The following is a 22,220-nucleotide window of genomic DNA, read 5'->3' as shown; positions in this document are numbered from 1 at the left end:
GGGACCTGTTCCTGCGGTGATATTAAAGTCGGGTATTTTATGCCCGGCTTTACCGATGTATTGATTGTCTAAAAGATGAGTGCGTTGCAATTAACCACTCGTCTTCTGTCTTGAACAAATACTAAATTTTATTCGTTTAACTTCTTCAGAGTTTCATGGGCCTGTCGTCGACAGTGTTCTCATGATGTGTGCCTGAGCGAGGAGTTCAATCATGTTTCTACATAACAAACGATTGCAATACACCGTGCGTGTCGCTGAGCCTAATCCCGGACTCGCCAACCTGCTGCTCGAGCAGTTCGGTGGCGCCCAGGGGGAATTAGCGGCGGCGTCGCGTTATTTCACCCAGGCTTTGTCCGAGGATGATCCAGGGCGCAAGGATTTGCTGATGGACATTGCCACCGAAGAACTCAGCCATCTGGAAGTGATCGGTTCGATCATCGTGATGTTGAACAAGGGCGCCAAGGGCAAGATGGCTGAAGGGGTCGAGCAGGAGGGCCAACTGTACCGGGACATCAACGGTGCCGGTAACGACTCTCATATCACCAGCCTCCTGTACGGTGCCGGTTCGCCATTGACCAATTCCGCAGGGGTGCCGTGGACCGCCGCTTATGTGGACACGATCGGTGAGCCGACGGCGGACATGCGTTCCAACATCGCCGCTGAAGCCCGGGCAAAAATTGTCTATGAGCGATTGATGAACGTCACTGACGACCCGGGGGTAAAGGAAGCGTTGGGCTTTTTGATGACCCGTGAAATCGCGCATCAATTGTCGTTCGAAAAAGCCTTGCATGCCATCCAGCCCAACTTCCCACAAGGTAAGTTGCCCGGCATGCCGGAGTTCACCAACGTGTACTTCAACATGTCCCAGGGTGAACCTACCGTGCGTGGTCCATGGAACCAGGGCGACGATTGGGAGTTCGTCGAGAATCCGGTTCCGGCAGTCGACGGTGGCGATGGCCTGGCCAGCGTGCAGCTGAGTGAAAAGGACGAAGCACTGTTGATGGACATGAAGGCGCGAACGATGTCCAACCCTGAAAGCAACCCCACCACAGGCGCCGACTTGGGTTCGGGGATGCAAAGTGACAAACTGTAAAAAATACGGCGGGGGAGGCGACTCCCTCGCCTGATATTCCGTTTGATCGTTGCCCCATTGCCGCGACGATCAGCCATGCCAGGGTCAAGACCTGTAAGGACATTCGATGGACCAACCCACCTCTCGGATTCGATCTCCCTGGCGCACCTGGCTCAACCCCGTGCAAGAGAACCTGCTGCTGGGCCTGACGTTCTGGATCGGGCTGGCGCTGGTGGCCGCGTTGTTGCTCTACAGTGGCTACAACGCCTTTGTGGGTGCCGACCGGCATAACCTGGGCTACGCCGTACTGGGCGGGACGTCAGGCTTTGCCGCCACCGCCCTGGGAGCGTTGATGGCGGTGGTGCTGCGGGACATCTCCTCGCGTACCCAGGACATTATGCTGGGGTTTGCCGCCGGCATGATGCTGGCCGCCAGTTCGTTCTCGTTGATCCTGCCGGGTATCGAGGCGGCACAGGTCATTTGCGGCAATCAATTGCTCGCCGCGTTTGTGGTCGTGGTGGGGCTGGGGTTGGGCGTGGCCTTGATGATCGGCCTGGACCGCTTCGTACCGCACGAACATGAGCTCAGTGGCCGTCGTGGTCCCCAGGCCGAGCGGATCAATCGCGTCTGGTTGTTTGTGCTTGCCATCACCTTGCACAACTTGCCGGAAGGCATGGCCATCGGCGTCAGTTTTGCCGACGGCGATTTCAAGGTCGGCTTACCCCTGACCACCGCCATCGCCATCCAGGACATTCCCGAGGGCCTGGCCATTGCCATGGCGCTGCGTGTCACCGGTATCAGCACCTTGCGTGCTGCGCTCATCGCGGTCGGTTCAGGGCTGATGGAGCCACTGGGGGCCGTGATCGGCCTGGGCATGTCGTCGGGCGTAGCCGTCGCGTACCCCATCAGCTTGGGGTTGGCGGCGGGGGCGATGATCTTCGTGGTCTCCCACGAGGTGATTCCCGAGACCCATCGCAACGGCCATGAAACCCCGGCCACTCTCGGCTTGATGATGGGATTTGCGGTGATGATGTTTCTCGACACGGCGTTGGGTTGAGAGACCACGGATACTTTCTGTCAACGTTTCGGCAAATTTCTTGAACGTCCGAAATTTTCTCCGGGTCAGTGTTGATGACAGGTGAAGCGATGCTTCACCACTTCAATTCGATGGAGGCTCACCTGAAGGGGGCCTCCTGCTGACCGGAGGATACCGAGATGGCCAGAAAAACCGTGACAGACCTGTTCATCCACGAACTGTCTGACGTCTACAGCGCCGAAAAGCAGATCACCCGTGCCTTGCCACGCATGGCCCGGGCCACCACCAACCCGTTGCTGGCGCAAGCATTCAACGATCACCTCGAGGAAACCCAAGGCCAGATCGAGCGAATCGATACCCTCGTCGAAGTGGCGGGTATCAAGCTCAAGCGCATGAAATGCATTGCCATGGAAGGGCTGGTGGAAGAGTCCAAGGAACTGATCGAGGAAATCGAAAAAGGCGCGGTGCTTGATGCGGGTCTGATCGGCGCGGCGCAGAAAGTCGAGCACTACGAAATCGCCAGTTACGGCACCTTGATCGCCATGGCCAAGCACTTGAACCTGGGCGATGAAGTGGTCGGCCTGCTGCTGGCGACCCTCAAGGAAGAAAAAGCCACCGACGAGAAACTCTCGAAGATTGCCGAGCAGGGCGGCAACCAGGCGGCGACGATGGAGTCCTGAGTTCGACGCCGCTTTTTTGTGGCGAGGGAGCTTGCTCCCGCTGGACTGCGCAGCAGTCCCAGGTTTTGGGGTTGAACGCAGAAATTATTGAGGCTGCTTCGCACCCCAGCGGGAGCAAGCTCCCTCGCCACAGGTTCCGTGTGCATTGGGCATCGGTATTCACAACCAATGCCCATTTTTTTGCCGTAAAAAACCATCAAGCGGCTTCAACGACCACACAGCGTCCAGCCTTCAAACTCGTTGGAACTAGCCCGCATCGCGTCCCGTCATTTGTTCTGAGAGGCACTTATCCAGGCATCGCTTAGCGACTGCCTGTCGTTGAGTTTTTCATCACGGAGGCGATGGACAGACATGACTATCCCGGACAACAACCCCGAGCGACAAAGCGGCACTTCAAGCCAAGGTCGGCCTGAGGAATCCCTGAACCACATCAAGGAGGACGTGAACGAAGCGATCGGCAGCGCCCGCGAGAAAGCCGATGCGCATTTCGGCCAGTACCGCGATACCGCGGCAGACCAGATCGATGCCTTGGCGCGAGGCGCCAAGTCGGCCGGCTCGGAGCTCGAAGCCAGCGATCCCCTTGGCCTGTCCCACTACCTGGCGGACATGGCGGATTCGATGACCGGCCTTGCCAGCAAGTTGCGCAACATGAGCGCCGAGCAGTTGCTCCACGACGGCACCCGGCTGGCCCGTGACAACCCAGGGCTGTTCATGGCCGGCAGTGTCGCGGTGGGCTTTGGCCTTTCACGCTTTTTGAAGGCGGGGAGCGCATCCATCCCCACCGACACCGAAGATCCGGCAGCCGGCCATTCCAACCCGCCGGCCGGTGGTTTTGCCGCGCATCGTCCCTTTGACCAACAGCCCGATCCCATTGGCCCGGGCGCCGGGACTGCCAGCGGCCTGGCCACCGGTGTCACCCCGACCTCACCGAGTGTCCACGACCATCCCAGTGATTCAGCCACCGGCTCGCTGCCGGGTTCGGCCAATACCAGAGGAGAATTGTGATGAACCGACCAGACCCAGAACTGCAGCGTACCGCCAGCGCCTCGACGCCCGAAAGCGATGCCTCGGTCATGGGGTTGCTCAGGCAATTGACCCACGAAGTCCCCTCGCTCTTCACCAAGGAATTGGCGCTGGCCAAGGCTGAATTCCAGGCGAGCCTCAACACGCTCAAGGCGGGCATCGCCGCGGTGGCCGGTGGCGCCATGGTGCTCATGGCCGGCTTCATCATCCTGTTGATGGCGGCGGTGTATGGCCTGAGTACGATGATGGCGCCTTGGCTGGCCGCGCTGATCGTCGGCGTGGTGGTGATGATTATTGGTTTTGTCATGGTCCAGTCGGGCAAGAAACAATTCGAACCGTCCCACTTCAAGCCTGACCGAACGCTCGATGCCTTGAACAAAGATCAGGAAGCCCTGCGGAGGAAAGCCTCATGAAGGACGAATTCAAAACCGAATCCGAAAAGAGCCCAGAGGCCATCGAGCGCGAAATCGACGAGCAGCGCGCCCATATCAGCCATATCGTCGACGCCTTGGGCAGCAAGTTCACGCCAGGGCAAATGCTCGATCAGGCCCTGGGGCTCGTGAAGGGAAATGGCGCCGAGTTTTTCGGCAACCTGGGCACTACGGTGCGCAACAACCCGGTGCCGACCGTGTTGACCACGGTTGGCTTGTGCTGGCTGATGCTTGGCCAGAACCATCCGCCACGGGTGGGGTATCGCGTCGGGCCGGACCAGGATTCCAGCGGTTGGAGCGAAGGGCTTGCCGGTGGCCTGGACAGTGCCCGGGAGCACCTGCACAGCGGCAGTGATTCATTGCGCGAAGGCTTTCACCATCTCAAGGACAAAGCTGCGCACCTGGCGGACGACGTGGGCGCCAGTGCCCGGCATGCCCGGCACAGCGCTCATCAGGCGGGCGAGCGCATGGCCCAAGGGTCGCAGCAGCTGGGCGATGAGTTCAGCCGTCTGCTCAAGGAGCAGCCGTTGATGATGGCGGCGGCGGGTATCGCCCTCGGGGCGATGCTGGGCGCGGCGTTGCCCAGCACCTCTACCGAACAGCGAACGATGGGCAAGACCAGCGCCGACCTGGCCGACAAGGTCAAGCGCACGGCGCGGGAGGGTTATGAAACGGTGCGCGATACGGTGAGCAAGACCACCGAACACCGTGACGAGCCCGCCGTTACGCCGGCCAACGGGCGGGCCCACTCCGGCACGGATCTGTCCGGCGGGCTGGGCACTTCGTAGGCGCACGCGGGGTGCGGCGCAGGGCGATCTGCGCCGCACCTGTCAACCTTGACAGTAGCCTCGATCACCGTTCGGTTATTTCATGGGCCGTACACCCTTCTCAAGGAGGCAGCACATGAAACGTCAGATCCCGTTCACCGGCCGTCTGATCTTCATCGGCTTCGGCTCCATCGCCCGGGCCACGTTGCCCCTGCTGCTGGGGCAGGAGCACGTCGAGATCAAACAGATCACCGTCATCGCACCGGTGATCGATCAAAACATCTGGTTCAAGGAGCGGGGAATCCGTTTTATCCCCAAGGCCTTGACCCGAAAAACCTATGCACAAATCCTGGATCGCTTCGTCAAGCGTGGTGATTTCATCGTCAACCTGTCCGTCGAGGTGAGCTCCCTGGACCTCATGGCGTACGCGTTCGAGAAGGGCGCGCTGTACCTCGACACCTGCGTCGAGCCGTGGGCGGGAGGCTACGAGGATCCGCACCTGGACCTTTCCCATCGGACCAACTACGCGTTGCGCTATCAAGTGCTGGGCCTGCGCAAAAAACTGGGCAGAGGCCCGACGGCCGTGGTGGCCCATGGCGCCAATCCCGGTTTGATCACCCATTTGCTCAAGGCCGGGCTGGTGGAACTGGCGACGCAATTGAAGCAGCCGCTGCCGCAAGAACCGGGCGGTGTGGACTGGGCCAGGCTGAGCATGGCGTTGGGGATCAAGGTCATTCATTTTGCCGAACGCGACAGCCAACGCTCCCAGCGTCCCAAGGCAGACGACGAGTTCGTCAACACCTGGTCGGTGGAGGGGTTCATCAGCGAGGGCCGTCAGCCGGCCGAGTTGGGTTGGGGCTCCCATGAACGGACTTGGCCAACGGCCGCCCGGCGTCATGGTTTCGGGAGCCGCAACGCGGTCTATCTGGAACGCCCGAGCGCCAGCGTCTTGATCAAGACTTGGACGCCGGTGGGCGGGCCCTGCCTGGGGCTGATGATCACCCACCACGAAACCGCTTCGACGGCCGATTTGCTGACCGTGAAAGACCAGCGCAAGTTGGTGTATCGACCGACCCTGCATTACGCCTATCACCCCTGCAACGATGCCTGGCTTTCTGTCCATGAGCTGATCGGTCGTGGCTGGGAAACCCAGGCCCGGCAGCGGATCCTCAACGGCGAAATCGACCCCGGTGGGGTGGATGCCCTGGGGGTCTTGCTGATGGGGCATGAAATGAACGCCTACTGGTTCGGTTCGGTGTTGAGCATTGACGAGGCGAGGGCCCTGGTGCCCTTCAATAACGCCACCAGTCTGCAAGTGGCGGCCGGTGTCATGGCGGGAATCGTCTGGGCCATTGAACATCCGGATCGTGGCATCGTCGAGCCGGAACAAATGGACTATGAGCGCGTGCTGGAAGTCGCCCGGCCTTACCTGGGGACGTTGGTGGGCAAACGCACCGATTGGACGCCGACCGGTGCCCTTCACAAGGCCCGCGGGGATGGAGCGGCCGATGATTGGCAGTTCGAGCATTTCACCCGGTTCTGAATGAGCGGCTGAGCGACACCAATCCCCTGTGGGAGCGAGCTTGCTCGCGATAGCGGTGGTTCAGTTACAAGAATGTTGACTGACACCACGCCATCGCGAGCAGGCTCGCTCCCACAGGGAATCGCGGTGTATTTGGCGTGTTTGGGCCGGATCCCTGTTCATCGCGACCTATACTCAACCCCATGGATGACAGGAATCCGGGGTGGCGCGACTGTGCTGCGTTCGCTGATGTTGGCTGTTGTGCTCGTTCTGGCGGGGTGCGCCACGTCACCGCGCGGGCAACCGGTCGCTACGGTGGTAATTGCCCAGGACACGTGGCGGCAGGTAGACCAGCAGATCATCGCGGCGTCGAAGAGCGCCCTCGAACAGGCGGCCGTCTATGCACGTGGGTCGATGGAGCATTGGCGCGTGTTGGTGTATGAACGCACCGAGGCTGAATTCATCCCCTGGTTCAGCAGCTACTGGACCCAGGAATGGCTGGCGGTGAAGGTCAGCTGGTACGCGGCCAGTGCCGAGGGCGAGGCGGATTCTTCGGCCAAGCGCCTGGCGGTTTACCTGCAGGAGCAATATCGCGAGCAGGTGCTGGCGCCGGTGGCGGTGGAAATCGATCCCGAGGCGATCAGGGCCAACGCGACGGGCTACTACATCCGTCAGCTCAATCAACAGGCCCAGGTCATCGCCCAGCGGCATCGAATCCCGAACGAACTGATGAACCGGCGCCTGCATGGCATCCCTGCCATCCGCCTGGGCCCGCCGGCGGCGCGTGACGCTTCGTTGTACGAGATGATTCACACCGAACCGCTGAACACCCTCCCGGCCTATGCGGCCCTGATCGATCACGTCAACAAGGCTGCAACCACGGGGGCCGGGCCATCGGAGGCGGTGATCGCCACGGTGGCGCAACGCACCAGCGAAAAGATCGAGGCTCAATTCGCCACGCGTGGGGCAACCGGTGCGGCGGCGGCCGTGGCCGGGAAGGCGGCCGGGGCGTTGATCTCGGTGGGCGTGGCGGGCATTCGCGCGATCATCCACGAGGGTGAGCGGCCGGAAATGGAGGCGCAGATCCGCAAGAGTCTGAGCGCGGCGTTCGACGAAGCCTGGTTCAAGTCACTCAAGCATCCCCTCAGCGGGGTGATGGCGCCGGTGTATTACCTGGACGAGGAAATCAAAGGCCACCTGGTGGAGGCGGACCTGGCCAATCGAGCGGTGGTCTTGCCGGACCTCAAGCCCTGACGGGGCGACTCATTCCGAGCCGAGGGTGACGCGACAACCCTTGCGATGGCGGATCTGTTCGTCCGACGGGCGCTCCTTGATGAATTCGAAGCGCGGCTCGCCTTCGCTGTAGATCACCAGCCAGCCCCATTCCAGTTCGCTTTCATCCTGCCCGGGCTGGGGCGGCGAGGCCCACCAGGGTTCTTTTTGCATGATCTGACGCATCGTGTACTCCTGCCGATTGATCCTTTGAACTATAGACCGCTCATTGAAGACGTTTGCATCCTGTGGGAGCAAGGCTTGCCCGCGAAGCAGGCGACTCGGTTCCGGATAGACCGTGTGATCTTTATCGCGGGCAAGCCTTGCTCCCACAAAACAGGGGCCCTCAATGCCTCTGCTACAGGTCATGAACCTCAAGTTTGATAGTCAGTGTGCTCTGATCCCGTCCACCAGCGTCTAGCGTCTGTATCCCCGCACTCGAACGGGGAATGACTGGACCCCGCGCATATGCAAGCACTGTTGAACGAGATCCTCGATGCGGTTCGCCCCCTGATCGGTCAGGGCAAGGTCGCCGACTACATTCCTGCCCTGGGCACCGTGGCGCCCAACCAGTTTGGTATTGCCGTGTACGGCAATGATGGCGAGTTGTATTACGCCGGCGACGCTGAAACAGCGTTTTCAGTGCAGAGTATTTCCAAGGTGTTCAGCCTGGTGCAGGCCATCGGACACTCCGGCGAAGCGATCTGGGAGCGCCTGGGCCATGAGCCCTCCGGCCAGCCTTTCAACTCCCTGGTGCAATTGGAATTCGAGCGTGGCCGCCCGCGTAACCCGTTCATCAATGCCGGCGCGTTGGTCATCTGCGATATCAACCAGTCCCGCTTCGCCGCGCCAGCGCTGTCGATGCGCGATTTCGTGCGCCGCCTGTCGGGTAACCCCCAGGTGATGGTGGATGGCAAGGTCGCCGAGTCGGAGTACCAGCACCGCGCCCGCAACGCGGCGATGGCGTACCTGATGCAATCGTTCGGCAACTTCCACAATGATGTGGAAGCGGTGCTGCGCAGTTATTTCAGCCACTGCGCCCTGCGGATGAGCTGCATCGACCTGGCGCGGGCGTTCTGCTTCCTGGCCAACGACGGGTTCTGCAAACACAGCGGCGAACAGATCCTCAGCGCCCGGCAGACCCAGCAGGTCAATTCCATCATGGCCACCAGCGGCCTGTACGATGAGGCCGGCAATTTCGCTTATCGCGTCGGCCTGCCGGGCAAGAGCGGTGTCGGTGGCGGGATTGTTGCCGTGGTGCCGGGCCGGTTCACCGTCTGCGTCTGGTCGCCGGAACTCAACGCCGCCGGCAACTCCCTGGCCGGCATGGCGGCGCTGGAGATGATGAGCCAGCGCATTGGCTGGTCGGTGTTCTAGTGGCCTGTGTGGCTAATTCGTGCACTCAAATTAACCGTACAGACCACTAGTTTCCCGTCTCACAAAAAAGGGCCCGCTCCTGGTTCAGGCGCGGGCCCTTTTGTTAGGGGAGTTCAGCAGAGGCGGTCGATGACCCGGACCTCGGACGTGTTCTGCATCGACTGCCAGGCCTGGGTCAGTGTTTGCAGCACGCGGCCCATGAAGTCTTTGTCAGCCGCGGCCTTCTTGCCCACGTAGCCCTGGCCACGGCGGTACATCTTCAGCCGGGCGCACAGCTCTTGCGTGTTCTTTTCGAACTCGTCTTCCTGGGTGTAGGGCGACAGGCAGTCCATACGCACCTGGCCAGTCTTGCTGATCCACAGGATATGGCTGTCGAGTGTGTCCTTGTGTGCGGCGAACATGCGAGCCAGTTCATCAATAGATGGTTGATTATTCAGATTCATGTGTAAGCCCCTTGACCATTTGGTTGATCTGTCTGGTGGTTCGCAAAAAACTTCGCTACTCGGTAAGTGCCTGCCTGCTACCGAAACCAGGCCGTCAGCGTTCGTCCGCCTGACTTCGACGGGGTCGTGCATCGGTTGTGTAGTGTTATCGAAGGGCTGCTACGCAAATGCGCTACAACGAAGAGAAACAGCGAAGAATCTTCAGGCAGTGTCAACTTTCGAGGGTCGACCACGCGCGTCATGAGGATCTTCGCTAGCGTTTCTCGTCCTTGTTACCGGACGGTCATGCCAGGTCAGCACCTTCAATCTGCCTTGTGGGCAGTCCCTTATCCAAAAAACAGCTCGGCGGTCAGACGAGCTTGCTCAAACAGTTGCCTGTACTCCCGATCGGGGAGACGTCTGCATCATGCAAGGGCAAATCGGAGGCGTCAACGGTTTTGTAGTGATTATTTTTGCTCACTACATATTGTCGGACAAAATGGTTTGGGTATGAAAAACGGTAGCGAGTGATCACCTGTGGCGAGGGAGCTTGCTCCCGCTGGGGCGCGAAGCGGCCCTTGAAACCAGGCCTTCGGGTTTCAATCCGGGTGTGCATATAGACTTTTGGGGCTGCTGCGCAGCCCAGCGGGAGCAAGCTCCCTCGCCACAAAGGCAGCGCTTGGAATCGGCGCTGTTCAAGTGGCCTTGGCCTTGCTCGCCTTGCGCGGTGCACCGCCAGCCTTGCGCTTGGTCGGTTTGCGTTTGTTTTTCCATGGCATTGCGCCACGCCCGGCGGGGCTGGCCGGGCCGCTGATGGTCAGGCTCATGCCCTGGCAGCGGGCGACGTGCTTACTCATCCAGGCGGCTTGCCGTGTGACGAATTCTTCCAGGCTCATTTCCCCGCTTTGCACCATGTCCAGGGCTTGTTCCCAGATAGCGGTTGTACCTGGGTCGGCGATGGCCCGGGGCACGGCGTCGATGAGGCTGAAGGCCGCCGGGGTAGCGGACAGGGCCTTGCCGTTTTTCATCAAGTAACCGCGGTCGAGCAGCCCCTGGATGATCGAGGCCCGGGTCGCTTCGGTGCCGATGCCGGTGGTGTCCTTGAGCTTCTGCTTGAGCAACGGGTCCTCCACCAGCTTGGCGACGTTCTTCATCGCCTTGATCAGGTCGCCTTCGGTGAAGGGCTTGGGTGGCTGGGTCCAGAGGTCCTTGGGTTTCACCTCGTCCACCGCGCAATCGCGGCCTTCGGCCAATGCCGGCAGGACCTGCGGCGCCGGTGCTTCACGGCCCCTGGCCGGCGCCAGTGCTTCGGGCAGGGCGCGTTTCCAGCCGGGCTCGACGATCTGCTTGCCCACGGCACGCAGCGCCTGGCCGGCACAGTCGAAGTCGGCCTGGGTCCGGTCGTATTCGTGGTTGGGCAGGAACTGCGCCAGGTAGCGCGCGCGAATCAGCGTGTAGACCGCGCGCTGCTTGCCGGCGAGTTTGTCCAGGTTCCGGGCGGCGGCGGTGGGGATGATGCCGTGGTGGGCGCTGACCTTGGCATCGTTCCAGGCCCGGGACTTGCGCTGCGCCTGCAAATGCTCGCGCAGTGGCGCGAGGCTGGGATCGGCCTGGGCGAGTGCGGCCAGGATCGCCGGTGCTTCGCTGTGCTGGCTCAAGGGCAGGAAACCGCAATCGCTGCGCGGGTAGGTGATGAGCTTGTAGGTCTCGTAGAGCGACTGGGCAATGTCCAAGGTTTCCTGGGCGCCGAGGCCGAGTTTCTTCGAGCAGACTTCCTGCAGGGTGCCCAGGTCGAAGGGCAACGGCGCCGCTTCGCGCAGGCGCTCGGTACGCACTTTCAGCGTCCGGGCGGTGGCGGCGTTGCTCATGGCCTGGGCGGCGTCCCGGGCCAGGGCCTGGTTCAGGCAGCGCTCCTGGTCGTCGCAGGCATCTGGGTCGGCACGCCACTGGGCGGTGAACGCCGTGCCGTCGTGGCTGAGCTGCACGTCGATGGCCCAATAGGCGACCGGCACGAAGTTGGCGATGCTGCGGTCGCGGTCCACCACCAGGCGCAGCGTCGGCGTCTGCACGCGGCCTACCGGCAACACCCCCTGGTAGCCGGACTGGCGCCCCAGCAAGGTGAACAGGCGACTCATGTTCATGCCGATCAGCCAGTCGGCCCGGGAGCGACCCAGGGCCGAGTGATACAGGTTGAAGGTTTCGACCCCCGGCTTGAGGGCGGCCAGGGCCTTGCGGATCGATGCCTCGTCCAGGGCCGACAGCCATAGCCGCCGGATCGGCCCGCGATACCGGCAATGCTCCACCAATTCCCGGGCGATCATTTCGCCCTCACGGTCGGCGTCGGTGGCGATCACCAGTTCCTTCGCCTCCCCCAACAGGCGCTTGACGGCCTTGTACTGGCTGGCGGTTTTCGGCTTGACGGTCATTTTCCATTGCGCCGGCACGATGGGCAGGTCGGCCAGGACCCAGCGCTTGTAGCGCGCGTCGTAGGCATCGGGTGGGGCGGTTTCCAGCAGATGGCCGATGCACCAGGTGACCGTGATGCCCGGGCCCAACCAGCAACCGTCGCCACGGCGCGTGGCACCGAGCACGGCGGCGATATCCTTGGCCTGGGACGGCTTTTCACACAGGTACAGCTGCATAGCGCCCTTTTCCTGAAGCAGATTTCATGGGCCTGTAGCATGGTCATGGATGCACGCCAGGGCAAGTTTTATCTGTATGGATATACAGATAAAAGCGTTGCGCTGCGTTGCGAGGAGGCTCTGGCATGACATTCGGCGGCCTGTTGGCATGCAGAATGAATTTCTCGCAGGGGTATCGCTCATAACTTCAAGGCGGTTGCTACCGCAAAGAAGGTTTATGAGGTCAAGGAGAGTCACTTTCATGAATTCGATGCCCAATGGCGACGGCCAGGCGACTACACGTTTGATTCTCGTTGTGGAAGATGATCCAACCATTCTGGAGTTCCTCTGTGAAATCCTCGAGGACGAAGGGTTCGTCGTGGAGCCTCGGGAAAGCGCCGACGCAGCGTTGACGTTCCTCGAAGAAAGCGCCCACTACGTCGATCTGTTGCTCACGGACATCACTATGCCCGGCAAGATCGACGGTGCGGACCTGGCCAACCTGACGGGGGACCGCTGGCCGCAGATCCCGCTGCTGATCATGTCCGGTTTCGAGACGCCGGAAAGCGCCGGGATCAAGCACCACGCGTCGTTCATTGCCAAGCCTTGGGCGCTGGGACAGATGTTGGACCTGGTGGAGAGCACGGTGAAAAATCACTCGATCAACTGAGTGATTCCGGAGAGGGGGAGTGTCCGGGCACGTTTGGGTTGCAAGCGGCGGTGGCGTCTATGACAATGCGAGTCATTATCAGTCGCGAATTATTCCATTGCCATGCCCGCCAACGATCTGACCCTACGCAGTGCTGTCGACGTTCTGTACAGCGATCATCACGGTTGGCTCCAGGGCTGGTTGCGCAAGCGCTTGGGCAATGCCTTCGATGCGGCTGACCTGACCCAGGATACGTTTGTGCGGGTCATCAAGGCGCGCACGGCGCTGGATATCCGCGAGCCGCGCCCGTACCTGTCGATGATCGCCAAAGGGCTGTTGATCGACCTGTTTCGCCGCCGCTCGCTGGAACAATCCTACCTCGAAGCATTGGCCACCATGCCGCAAGAGCAGCACCCGTCGTTGGAAGAGCAGGCGATCCTGCTCCAGGCCCTGATGGAGATCGATCGTCTGCTCCTGGGATTGGGGCCGCGCGTCAGGCAGGCGTTCATCCTGTCGCAGTTCGATGGCCTGACCTATCCGCAAATTGCCGAGCGCCTGGGCGTCAGCGTCCGCACGGTCAACAATCACATGGCCAAGGCCATGGAGCATTGCTGCCTCATGCAAATTCAATTGCAGCTTTCATGAACCTGCCGCCCGAAGAATTGCAAGCCATCCGTGTGGCGGCACGGTGGTACGCCCGGCTGAATTCCGGGATTGCCACCGACGCGGACCGGGCCGATTGGCGCGCCTGGCTGGCTGCCGATCCGTTGCACGGCCAGGCCTGGCAGCGCATGGCCGCGGTGGCCGAGCAAATGGCGAGTGTGCCGGGCGCCCTGGCGGCACCGACCTTGAGCGACACCCACCAGCGCTCCCGCCGCCAAGTGTTGCGCAGCGCCTTGCTGCTGACATCCGCTGGCGGCCTGGGTTGGTTGAGCTGGCGCAGCCAGGCCACGCAGAACCTGCTTTGCGATTACCGCACGGCGGTGGGCGAGCGTCGCGAGTTCCAGTTGGCCGATGGCAGCACGCTCATGCTCAACACCGACACCTCGATCAACGTTCGTTTCGATGGACAGCAGCGGCGCCTGGAACTGTTGCGGGGTGAGGTGCTCGTGACGACGGCGGTCGATCCCTTGCGCCGTCCATTCAAGGTGGTCACGGGGCCGGCCGAGGTGCTGGCCCTGGGCACGCGTTTCATTGTCCGTAGCCAGGCGCGGGGCGGTGAAGTGGCGGTGTTGGAGAAAGCGGTCGAGGTGAGCCTGCCAGCACGTGGAGCCAGGATGCGCGTCGAGGCCGGCCAGCGCCTGGATTTCAATGAGCGTTCGTTAGGGACGCTGCGCGGCAACGATGTGTCGGTGGGGGCCTGGCAGAAGGGAAGCATTATCGCCATTGACCGTCCCCTGGCGGCGCTGCTGGACGAACTGTCGCGTTACCGTCCCGGCGTGCTGCGTTGGGATCCGGCGATTGGCGACTTGAAAGTGTCCGGTGTGTTTCCCGTCGATAACACCGATCTCGCCCTGGCCGCGCTGGAAAGCGGCTTTTCGTTGCGGGTGACCCGCTACAGCCGATTCTGGGTCCAGGTCGCGGGTGGCGATCGACGCTAATGCGGCGTAATAAAAAAACCAACCCCTGCACTTTTTATCTGCATCGTTCGGCTCTTCCTCAGTGAGTTTTTATCGACCGTTTGGGGGAGGGGAAATATGACGTGGGTGAATGCGCCAGGCCGTCTGGTGTTTGCAGTGAAAATCAGCTTGCTGGCGGTCACGACCGCTGGCGCCACGGCCATGAATGCCAGCCCGGTTGCAGCGGCTGCGGCGCAGCAGAGTGCGGTGCAGGCCTACGATATCGGCGCCGGCCGCCTGGTGGATGTGCTGACCCGTTTTTCCAGCGCCGCCGGTATTGCCCTTTCGTTTGATGCTCGGCAACTCGAAGGTTTGCAATCGCCCGGCCTGAAAGGTTCTTTCGGCGTGGGCGAGGGCTTTGCCCGCATTCTTGGCAGTAGTGGCCTGCAAGCCGAGCCCCAGGCCAACGGCACGTACGTGCTGCGCCGGCTGCCTGCCAACGGTTCGGCCATGGAACTGGGCGCCACCCGCATCGAGGCACAGCGGCTCGGGGCGACCACCGAGCAAAGCAGTTCCTACACGACGGGGGCGGTCACCATCAGCAAGGGCGAGCACTCCCTGCGCGAAACGCCGCAGTCGGTGACGGTGATCACCCGCAAGATGCTCGATGACCAGAACCTCAATACCATCGAACAAGTCATGGAGAAGACGCCTGGCATCACCGTCTACGACTCGACCATGGGCGGCAAGTATTTCTACTCCCGCGGGTTCCGCATGTCTGGCCAGTATCAATACGACGGCGTTCCGCTGGACATGGGCAACAGCTATGTCCAGGCCGACAGTTTCAGCAGCGACATGGCTTATTACGACCGTGTCGAAGTCCTGCGCGGCGCCGCCGGGATGATGAAGGGGGCGGGCGGTACGTCCGGCGGCGTCAACTTCGTGCGTAAACGCGGCCAGACCACGGCCCAGACCGAACTCAGCCTGTCCGGTGGCACCAGGGACAACTACCGTGGGCAAGTCGATACCGGTGGCCCGTTGAATGACTCCGGCACCGTGCGGGGCAGGGCGGTGATCGCCGAGCAGAGCCGGCATTATTTCTACGACGATGCCCGGCGCAAGGACCAGATCTACTACGGCGCCCTGGACTTCGACCTGTCGCCCGACACGACGCTCGGCCTTGGCGTTGCCTATGAAGACGTCGATGCAAGCCCCTGCTGGGGCGGGCTGCCGCGCTACCGGGACGGCAGCGACCTGAAACTCAGCCGCTCCACCTGCCTGGACCCGTCGTGGAACACCTGGCGTAGCCAGCGGACCACGGTGTTCGGTGATATCGCCCATCACCTCAATGACGATTGGGCCGTGAAGGTCGCCGGGGTCTATACGAAAAATACCCAGGACATCAAATACGCTTTTGCATCGGGCTCGGTGGCGCCCGGCACCTCGACCACCAACATGCTGGGCAGCATGTACGACTATGACCAGGTCGATTACGGCCTCGACGCCTACCTGGACGGCAAGTTCGACGCCCTGGGGCAGCAACATGAATTGATCGTCGGTTTCAACGCCAGCCGCTCGGACAAGGATGACTTCTTCTCGGTGGCACTGCTGCCCCAGAAGCAGAATGTGTTCGAGCCGGATCGGCATATTCCCGAACCGGACGACAGTTACTTCATCGAAAACTCGACACGCGGTGGGCCGGTCAAGACCGTGACCGAGCAGCACGGCATGTATTCGACCCTGCGGCTGAAACTGGCGGACCCGTTGACGTTTGTCGTCGGCAGCCGGGTGAGCTGGTACAGCTCCAAGACCGATTCGGAGTTCCTCACCGGCGGTTCGGAGCACGCCAAGAGCACGGAGACGGGCCAAGTCACGCCGTTTACCGCCGTGTTGCTGGATCTCAACGAGCACCTGACGGCCTATGCCAGCTATTCGGATATCTTCACGCCCCAGGGCAACTATCGCTCCGAAAGCGGCTCGGCACTCAAGCCCCTGGTGGGCGAGAGTTATGAACTGGGGATCAAGGGCGAGTGGTTCGAGGGACGCCTGAACAGTGCCTTCAACCTGTTCCGTACAGTGCAGAAAGACCAGGCCCAGACGGACTACGCCTCCAGCTGTGCGTCCTCGGACGGTTACTGCTATGAGAACGCCGGCAAGGTGCGCGCCCAGGGTTTCGAAGCCGAGATCAGCGGTGAAGTCATCGAGCGCCTGCAATTGCTGGCCGGCTACACCTACACCCAGACCAAGACCCTCGACGACATTGATACCAGCCTCAACGGCGGCTCGTTCAACAGCTACGTGCCGCGCCATGTGCTGCGCCTGTGGGGCGATTATGCCCTCGGCGGGGCGTTGGAACGGTTCAGTGTCGGTGCCGGGGTCAATGCCCAAAGCGACAATTTCCGCGTCTCGCCCACGACGGGCGAGAAGATCACCCAGGCCGGTTATGCGGTGTGGAACGGTCGTGTTGGCTACCGCATCGATGACACCTGGTCGTTGGCCCTCAATGGCAACAACCTGTTCGACAAGCGCTACTACACCACCATCGGCACCGAGGGCTTCGGTAACTATTACGGGGAACCGCGCAACTTCACCATGACCGTGAAGGCGCACTTCTGAGGCGGTGGCGAGGGCGCCAATGCCCTCGCCACGGTTCTGCCCTCAGTTGGTATCCAGGTCCACGTTACGGGTTTCCCGCAGGCAGATCATGCCCACCACCAGGCTCACCCCGGTGATCACCACCGGGTACCACAGCCCATAGAAAATATCCCCCGTATAGACCACCAGGGCAAACGACACGGTAGGCAGGAAACCGCCGAACCAGCCGTTGCCGATGTGGTAGGGCAGGGACATGGACGTGTAGCGGATCCGGGTCGGGAACAGTTCGACCATCAGCGCCGCCAGCGGTCCGTAGCACATCGCCGAGATGATGATCAGCGCGACGATCAGGGCGACGATCATCGGCCGGTTGATCTGCTGCGCATCGGCCTGTTGCGGGTAGCCGGCCAGGGTTACCGCACCACGCAGCGCCGCCTCGTCGTAGCCTTCGAGTTTCACGTCGCCAACGCTGATCTGCACGGTGCTGCCGGCCGGGGCCGCGACGCTGCTGTAGGGCAGGCCTTGCTTGACCAGGAAGGTCTTGACCTTGTCGCAAGGGCTGTCGAAACGCGCCTTGCCCACCGGGTCGAATTGGAAGGTGCAGGTGGCCGGATCGGCGATCACGGTGATGGGTGCCTGGCGGCTCGCCAGGTCGATGGCGGGGTTGGCGTAATGAGCGAGGGTCTTGAAGATCGGGAAGTACAGGGCAGTCGCCAGCAGCAGGCCGATCATCAGCACCGGTTTGCGCCCGACCTTGTCCGACAGCCAGCCGAAAAAGATGAAGAACGGTGCACCGATCACCACGCTGACAATCAGCAGGCTATTGGCGAGGGCCGGGTCCATCTTGAGGAATTGGGTGAGGAAAAACAGCACGTAGAACTGTGCGGCGTAGAAGGTCACCGCTTGCCCGGCGTTGATGCTGAAGAGTGCGATCAGCACCACCTTGAGGTTTTCCCATTTGCCGAAGGATTCGCGGATCGGCGCCTTGCAGCACTTGCCTTCCTCTTTCATTTTCAGGAAGGCCGGCGATTCGTGCAGGCTCAGGCGAATCCAGGTGGAGATGCCCAGCAGCAGGATCGACAGCAGGAACGGAATGCGCCAGCCCCAGACTTCGAACTGATCGCCGGTGAAGTAGCGGCAGCCCAAAACCACCAGCAGCGACAGCAGCAACCCGAGGGTGGCCGTGGACTGAATCCAGCTGGTATGGAAACCGCGCTTGCCCATTGGCGCGTGTTCGGCGACATAAGTTGCCGCGCCACCGTACTCACCGCCCAGGGCCAAGCCCTGGAGCATGCGCAACACCACCAGGATGATCGGCGCGGCAATGCCGATGCTGGCGTAGTTGGGCAGCAGGCCGACGCAGAACGTCGCCAGGCCCATGAGCACGATGGTGGCCAGAAACGTGTACTTGCGCCCGATCATGTCCCCCAACCGACCGAACACCAGGGCCCCGAACGGCCGCACGATGAAACCGGCGGCGAAGGCCATCAGGGCGAAGATGAACGCGGTGGTGTCGTTGACCCCGGCAAAGAACTGCTTGCTGATCACCGCCGCCAGGGCGCCATAGAGAAAAAAGTCGTACCACTCGAACACCGTCCCCAGGGACGAGGCGAAGATGACTTTCTGGGTTTCCTGGCTGGTGCCGGCGCTGCGCGTGGCTTCCAGGGTCTGAACATGCTCTGACATAGCGGTATCCCTCACAGTGATTGTTTTTGTTGTTCCACTGCGACGCCGGGCTGGCGTCTCCTGATTTGACACGTTCCCTTTGCTTACACATTTCCCCTGTGGGAGCGGGCTTACTTATTTTTCAGACCGTGGCAGGCTCCTTTTGCGGCATGGTGATTCGGGTGTCTGCCTCAAGCATCATCTGCGCCGCCTTCTCGGCAATCATCAGCGTCGGCGAGCAGGTGTTGCCCGAGGTGATGCGCGGCATGATCGAGGCATCGGCGATGCGCAGGCCCTTGATGCCGTGCACGCGCAGTTGTGCATCCACCACAGCATCATTGTCCTGGCCCATGCGGCATGTGCCGACCGGGTGGAAAATCGTCGTGCCGATGCGGGCGGCGGCCTGGTGCAATTCCTCTTCGGTTTGCAGGCTGGGGCCCGGCAGGTATTCCACCGGTTTGAACGCGCTCAAGGCCGGGGCCGCGACGATGCGTCGGGTCAGGCGGATGGCGTCGGCGGCGACTCGCAAGTCTTCGGGGTGACTCAGGTAATTGGGCTGGATCAGCGGCGCTTCGTGTGGGTCGGCCGAACGAATGTCCACTCGGCCACGGCTTTGCGGGCGCAGGTCGCAGACCGACGCGGTGAACGCCGGGAAGCTGTGCAGCGGTTCGCCGAAGCGTTCCAGGGACAGCGGCTGCACGTGGTATTCGAGGTTGGCCGAGGTCTGCTCCGGGCCCGAACGGGCGAACGCGCCGAGTTGACTGGGGGCCATGGACAGCGGGCCGCTGCGGTCGTACAGATAGCGCAGGCCCATGCCCATCTTGCCCCACAGGCTGCCGGCGATCTGGTTCAGGGTGCGGGCGTTTTCCAACTGATAGATCAGCCGCAGTTGCAGGTGGTCCTGCAAGTTGCCGCCGACACCGGGCAACTCATGGGTTACGCCGATGCCCAGGCGTTGCAGCAGGTTGCGCGGGCCGATCCCGGAGCGTTGCAGGATGCCCGGCGAACCCACGGCGCCGGCGCACAGGACGATTTCCTTGCGGGCCTTGAACGTCATACCCTTGCCTTGCCAGCGGGCGCTGACGGCGTGGGCGCGGTCGTCACGCAGCAACACCCGGTCGACTTCGACGTCGGTCAATACGGTGAGGTTGGCGCGCTGGCGAATGGGTTTGAGAAACGCCTTGGCCGCGTTCCAGCGTACCCCGGCTTTCTGGTTGACCTGGAAGTAGCCGCAGCCCTCGTTGTCGCCGCTGTTGAAATCGTCGACGTTGGGGATGCCGCTCTGCTCGGCGGCGCTGCGAAAGGCATCGAGAATCGGCCATGACAGGCGCTGGCGTTCGACGCGCCACTCGCCGTCGGCACCGTGGAATTCAGACGCGCCGGCAAAGTGGTTTTCGCTCTGGCGGAACAGCGGCAGGACGTCTTTCCAGGCCCAGCCGGGATTGCCTGCGGCGGCCCAGCCGTCGTAATCGGCAGCCTGGCCACGCATGTAAATCATGCCGTTGATGGAGGAACAACCGCCCAGCACCTTGCCGCGCGGGTAGCTCAGGGCGCGGCCTTGCAGGCCCGGTTGCGCTTCGGTCTTGAAACACCAGTCGGTGCGTGGGTTGCCGATGCAGAACAAGTAGCCGACCGGAATGTGAATCCATGGATAGTTGTCGCGCCCACCGGCTTCGAGCAGCAGGACCCGGTGTTGCGGGTTGGCCGAAAGCCGATTGGCCAGCAAGCACCCGGCAGGGCCGGCGCCCACGATCACGTAATCGTATTCATCGACGACAGGTTGCATTCGCGACCTCATTCTTGTTGTTGTGGGAGCCATCCTAGTTGTTAGTTTTCGTCAAAAGAATGTTAGTTTTTGCGCAGCCGCTGTGCGTTTATAAACAGCGCTGCCTTCAGGCGCGTTCAAGGATCGCCCCATGTTCGACTGGAATGACCTGCGCTATTTCCTGGAACTGCAACGCAGCGGGCGTTTGTTGACGGCTGCCCGACGGCTGAACACCACCCACGCCACGGTGGCCCGGCACATCGAGGCCATCGAGAAAAGCCTCGGCACTGCGCTGTTCGTCCAGCATGCCCAGGGCTATGAACTGACCCCGGCCGGCGAGACATTGCTCAAGCACGCCGAAGCCATGGAGAACGTGGCGTTGCTGGCCCAGGAGGACATTACCCAGTCCAGTGCACCCCTGGGCAAGATCCGCCTGGGGGTGACCGAAGGGCTGGGCATCATGTTCCTCGCCAGCCGCATGGATGGGCTGTTCCAGCGCTATCCGGGGCTGGAGGTGGAACTGGTGGCGGTGCCGCGCTTTGTCAGCATCCTCAACCGTGAGGCGGAAATCAGCATCCACCTCGAACGCCCGGCGGCCGACCTGTTGGTGACCCGCAAACTCACCGACTACAGCCTGGCGCTGTACGCCAGCCAGGCCTACCTGGACCGCTCGCCAGCATTGCGCAGCCGCGAGGACCTGGGCCGCCACGCCTGGATCGGTTATGTCGATGATCTGCTGTTCAGCCAGGAACTGATGTTCCTCAACAGTTTTTGCCGCAACCCTCGAGTGGTGTTTCACAGCACCAGCGTCATCGCCCAGCAACAGGCCGCGCGCTCGGGCCTGGGGATCGCCGTGTTGCCGTGCTACATGGCCAGCGGCGACCCGACGCTGGTGCCGCTGCTGCCGGACGAAACCATCCGCCGCAGCTACTGGATCAGCACCCGTCGCGAACTGCACAAATCCGTCCGCCTGCGGGTGTTGTGGGATTACGTGGTGCAGTTGTGCGAGCGGGAGCAGGAGTTGTTGTTGCCCTGAGCACGCAATATCCCTGTGGCGAGCCTCTATGTGGAACAAGGCTCTGTGGAGGCAAGGTTCTGTGGGCTCTGTGGGAGCAAGGCTTGCCCGCGATGAAGAACACACGGTCTATCTGGAACCGAGTCGCCTGCTTCGCGGGCAAGCCTTGCTCCCACAGAACCCATAGAGCCCACCGATGAATCCCCTCGCCACAAAGGTCGTTGGTGCCCCGGCAACTGGCCGCCCAAGCCCCCTTTTCTGGCCCCCAATGACCTCAGCCGACGCGCTGGCGTGCCTTAGTGTTGACCCACAACAAGAAAAGCGCAGCCAAGAGGGGCCCTATGTTGGCAATCACGCCTTCAACCTTGCTTCACTCCGCCGTCATCGTGCTGCTCGGCAGCCTGCTCGCCGGCTGCGGCGAAGAGCCCAAGCCGCCCGTACCCACGGTATTCACGGCCATGCCCAGCGACGCGGCGTTGGCCCAGGTCTACGACAGCAGTTGCAAGCTCTGCCACGCCAATCCCGGCGCCGGCGCACCGTTGACCGGCGATACGAACGCCTGGGCCCCACGGGTCGCCCAAGGCGCCGAGACCCTGCTGGACCACGCGATCAACGGCTACAACGGTATGCCGCCGATGGGCCTGTGCATGCACTGTTCCGAAGAGCAGTTCCTGGCCCTGATTGCCTTCATGTCCGACCAACACTTCCAATAATAAATACGGGTACTTTCGGCATGACGATGGACTACT

Annotated in this window: 20 protein-coding genes; 15 read left to right on the top strand and 5 right to left on the bottom strand. The window is 61.9% G+C overall.

Going from position 1 to position 22,220, the window contains the following annotated elements; genetic code table 11:
* The first annotated feature begins 211 nt into the window (after positions 1-211).
* The 8 genes from J3361_RS24385 (at position 212) to J3361_RS24350 (ending at position 7,785) form a co-directional block, all read left to right on the top strand.
* Complete coding sequence (locus J3361_RS24385; RefSeq protein WP_207966685.1) at positions 212-1,093, top strand: manganese catalase family protein; 882 nt, start codon at positions 212-214, stop codon at positions 1,091-1,093.
* A gap of 106 nt (positions 1,094-1,199) precedes the next feature.
* On the top strand, positions 1,200-2,129 hold the full coding sequence (locus tag J3361_RS24380) for a ZIP family metal transporter (protein WP_207966684.1): 930 nt from the start codon (positions 1,200-1,202) through the stop codon (positions 2,127-2,129).
* Between the two features lie 158 nt (positions 2,130-2,287).
* Positions 2,288-2,788 (top strand): ferritin-like domain-containing protein, encoded by a 501-nt coding sequence (locus J3361_RS24375; protein WP_053123359.1) that lies wholly within the window; start codon positions 2,288-2,290, stop codon positions 2,786-2,788.
* A 351-nt stretch (positions 2,789-3,139) separates the two neighbouring features.
* Entirely contained in the window at positions 3,140-3,793 is a 654-nt protein-coding gene (locus tag J3361_RS24370; protein ID WP_207966683.1) for a hypothetical protein, read from the top strand.
* Complete coding sequence (locus J3361_RS24365; protein ID WP_207966682.1) at positions 3,793-4,224, top strand: phage holin family protein; 432 nt, start codon at positions 3,793-3,795, stop codon at positions 4,222-4,224. Before J3361_RS24370 ends, J3361_RS24365 begins: the two co-directional genes overlap by 1 nt.
* A complete protein-coding gene (locus tag J3361_RS24360) occupies positions 4,221-5,030 on the top strand; it encodes a DUF3618 domain-containing protein (RefSeq protein WP_207966681.1) in 810 nt (269 codons plus the stop codon). The genes J3361_RS24365 and J3361_RS24360 overlap by 4 nt, the downstream gene beginning before the upstream one ends.
* A 115-nt stretch (positions 5,031-5,145) precedes the next feature.
* Positions 5,146-6,552, top strand: a complete 1,407-nt coding sequence (locus tag J3361_RS24355; RefSeq protein ID WP_207966680.1) for a saccharopine dehydrogenase C-terminal domain-containing protein — start codon at positions 5,146-5,148, stop codon at positions 6,550-6,552.
* A 213-nt stretch (positions 6,553-6,765) separates the two neighbouring features.
* Positions 6,766-7,785, top strand: coding sequence for a hypothetical protein (locus tag J3361_RS24350; protein WP_207966679.1), 1,020 nt, complete (start codon positions 6,766-6,768; stop codon positions 7,783-7,785).
* Between the two features lie 9 nt (positions 7,786-7,794).
* On the opposite strand, the gene J3361_RS24345 is transcribed toward J3361_RS24350, so the two are convergent.
* Positions 7,795-7,989, bottom strand: coding sequence for a hypothetical protein (locus J3361_RS24345; RefSeq protein ID WP_053123348.1), 195 nt, complete (start codon positions 7,987-7,989; stop codon positions 7,795-7,797).
* A gap of 282 nt (positions 7,990-8,271) precedes the next feature.
* On the opposite strand from J3361_RS24345, the gene glsB reads away from it, so the two are divergent.
* Complete coding sequence (gene glsB, locus J3361_RS24340) at positions 8,272-9,180, top strand: glutaminase B (RefSeq protein WP_207966678.1); 909 nt, start codon at positions 8,272-8,274, stop codon at positions 9,178-9,180.
* A gap of 113 nt (positions 9,181-9,293) precedes the next feature.
* Here glsB and J3361_RS24335 read toward each other — a convergent pair whose 3' ends face one another.
* The gene (locus J3361_RS24335) at positions 9,294-9,623 is read right to left on the bottom strand and encodes a hypothetical protein (protein WP_186710489.1); all 330 of its coding nucleotides are present in this window, start codon (positions 9,621-9,623) and stop codon (positions 9,294-9,296) included.
* Positions 9,624-10,297: 674 nt separating this feature from the next.
* Complete coding sequence (locus J3361_RS24330) at positions 10,298-12,244, bottom strand: DNA topoisomerase III (protein ID WP_207966677.1); 1,947 nt, start codon at positions 12,242-12,244, stop codon at positions 10,298-10,300.
* A gap of 241 nt (positions 12,245-12,485) precedes the next feature.
* Here J3361_RS24330 and J3361_RS24325 point away from each other — a divergent pair, with 241 nt between their 5' ends.
* The 4 genes from J3361_RS24325 to J3361_RS24310 all read left to right on the top strand — a co-directional run bounded on the left by J3361_RS24325 (position 12,486) and on the right by J3361_RS24310 (position 17,047).
* Positions 12,486-12,893 (top strand): response regulator, encoded by a 408-nt coding sequence (locus tag J3361_RS24325; protein WP_207966676.1) that lies wholly within the window; start codon positions 12,486-12,488, stop codon positions 12,891-12,893.
* A 102-nt stretch (positions 12,894-12,995) separates the two neighbouring features.
* Positions 12,996-13,517, top strand: a complete 522-nt coding sequence (locus tag J3361_RS24320; protein WP_207966675.1) for a sigma-70 family RNA polymerase sigma factor — start codon at positions 12,996-12,998, stop codon at positions 13,515-13,517.
* On the top strand, positions 13,514-14,473 hold the full coding sequence (locus J3361_RS24315; RefSeq protein ID WP_207966674.1) for a FecR domain-containing protein: 960 nt from the start codon (positions 13,514-13,516) through the stop codon (positions 14,471-14,473). Before J3361_RS24320 ends, J3361_RS24315 begins: the two co-directional genes overlap by 4 nt.
* 96 nt (positions 14,474-14,569) lie before the next feature.
* A complete protein-coding gene (locus J3361_RS24310; RefSeq protein ID WP_207966673.1) occupies positions 14,570-17,047 on the top strand; it encodes a TonB-dependent receptor in 2,478 nt (825 codons plus the stop codon).
* A 42-nt stretch (positions 17,048-17,089) separates the two neighbouring features.
* Here the strand turns inward: J3361_RS24310 and J3361_RS24305 are convergent, their stop codons facing one another.
* Together J3361_RS24305 and J3361_RS24300 are read right to left on the bottom strand one after the other, a co-directional pair.
* On the bottom strand, positions 17,090-18,712 hold the full coding sequence (locus tag J3361_RS24305; protein ID WP_207966672.1) for an MFS transporter: 1,623 nt from the start codon (positions 18,710-18,712) through the stop codon (positions 17,090-17,092).
* A gap of 121 nt (positions 18,713-18,833) precedes the next feature.
* Positions 18,834-20,477 carry a GMC family oxidoreductase N-terminal domain-containing protein gene (locus J3361_RS24300; protein ID WP_207966671.1) on the bottom strand — a complete coding sequence of 548 codons (1,644 nt, stop codon included), beginning with the start codon at positions 20,475-20,477 and terminating at the stop codon, positions 18,834-18,836.
* 130 nt (positions 20,478-20,607) lie between these two features.
* On the opposite strand from J3361_RS24300, the gene J3361_RS24295 reads away from it, so the two are divergent.
* Positions 20,608-21,492, top strand: a complete 885-nt coding sequence (locus J3361_RS24295; protein WP_207966670.1) for a LysR family transcriptional regulator — start codon at positions 20,608-20,610, stop codon at positions 21,490-21,492.
* A gap of 320 nt (positions 21,493-21,812) precedes the next feature.
* A complete protein-coding gene (locus J3361_RS24290; protein WP_207966669.1) occupies positions 21,813-22,184 on the top strand; it encodes a c-type cytochrome in 372 nt (123 codons plus the stop codon).
* Positions 22,185-22,220: the final 36 nt, after the last annotated feature.

Origin of the sequence: Pseudomonas sp. OA65, from assembly GCF_017498305.1 — a bacterium.
Classification (GTDB): Bacteria; Pseudomonadota; Gammaproteobacteria; order Pseudomonadales; family Pseudomonadaceae; genus Aquipseudomonas; species Aquipseudomonas zanjanensis.
This window is presented reverse-complemented; position numbering and strand designations above follow the sequence as displayed.